The organism is Mesorhizobium sp. M7A.F.Ca.CA.003.01.2.1, from assembly GCF_003998945.1.
Taxonomy (GTDB): Bacteria; Pseudomonadota; Alphaproteobacteria; order Rhizobiales; family Rhizobiaceae; genus Mesorhizobium; species Mesorhizobium ciceri.
This window is the reverse complement of the sequence record NZ_RZRA01001337.1, coordinates 1-1,079: the sequence shown is the minus strand read 5'-3', so window position 1 is coordinate 1,079 and position 1,079 is coordinate 1. Positions and strand designations below refer to the sequence as shown.

Here is a 1,079-nt window from a genome sequence, read left to right as displayed (position 1 = left end):
GAGGTGCACCCCATTCAGCGTCGGCATCGCATCTGGGAGGAGTAGATGGCCGACAACCAGAACCTACGAGTTGCCCAACGATTCGGCAACAAAGAAACTTGCATAGCTGCTGTGCAGATTTGCCGTGCCAATTATCATACAAATCCGGCAACAGGCATTTTTGCAGGCCGCCTGCTTCACTGCACCGGCACGTTTTCCCTGAAGATCAAGCGCGGTTCGATGAACTTGCGCGTCAGATAGGGTGCGGAGGAGGCAATCGAGCCGAGCAGGCGAATGACCGACTGCTCGGCGATCAGCCGCGCATTCTGGTCGATGACGACATCGGCGAGATCGTCGACGAGATGACCGCGCGTGTCCTTGGTCAGGTCGTGGCAGATGAACACCGGCTTGCGGTTCGGCCTGGCCTCGCGGATCGCCTTTGCAACGCCCGAATGTCCAGCTCCGACGCAATAGATGCCGAGCAACTCTGGCTCGTCGTGCAGTGCCTTCATGGTCTCGGTGTAGCTGGCATCGGGCTCGTCGTTGATCTCGACGGCGCTGCTGACGGTCAGATTGGGAAACTCCTCATTGAGCACCGAGCGGAAACCCATCTCGCGTTCCTCGTGGCCGCGATAGGAACGTGAGCCGACGACCATCGCCAGATGGCCGGTGCGGCCGCCAAGGAAGCGTCCCATCAGCAGCGCCGCCGTTCGTCCCGCCACCCGGTTGTCGATGCCGACATAGGCCGCGCGCGGTGCCGTCGGAACATCGGACACCAGCGTCACCACACGCATGCCGGCTTCGACGATGTCGCGCAGGATGTTGCGCGTACGCGGATGATCGACAGCGATCACGCCAACGCCATTGGCCCTGAGCGACAGGTTTTCGACAGCGCTCTGCAGCGCGTTCGGCGAGATACCGGCGAGATTGTGGATCCGGCACGAGGCGACAAGCGGCAGACGCGCGGCGTAGTCCTCGATATGCCCGGCGAGATCGCGCATGAAGGCATTGCTGCCGATCGGCAGCAGGAATTCGAGGTGGGCGGGCCGCGAGGGCAGCGTCACCTGATCGGCGACCGGCAGGTAGCCGAGTTGCTTGGC

The 1,079-nt window shown here is 62.4% G+C and carries 1 protein-coding gene; it reads right to left on the bottom strand.

The genetic code is table 11. The annotated features are described in order from the left end of the window. Positions 1 to 176: 176 nt before the first annotated feature. Positions 177 to 1,079: substrate-binding domain-containing protein (locus EN969_RS32475; protein WP_127419805.1), on the bottom strand; the 903-nt coding region annotated here is incomplete at its 5' end.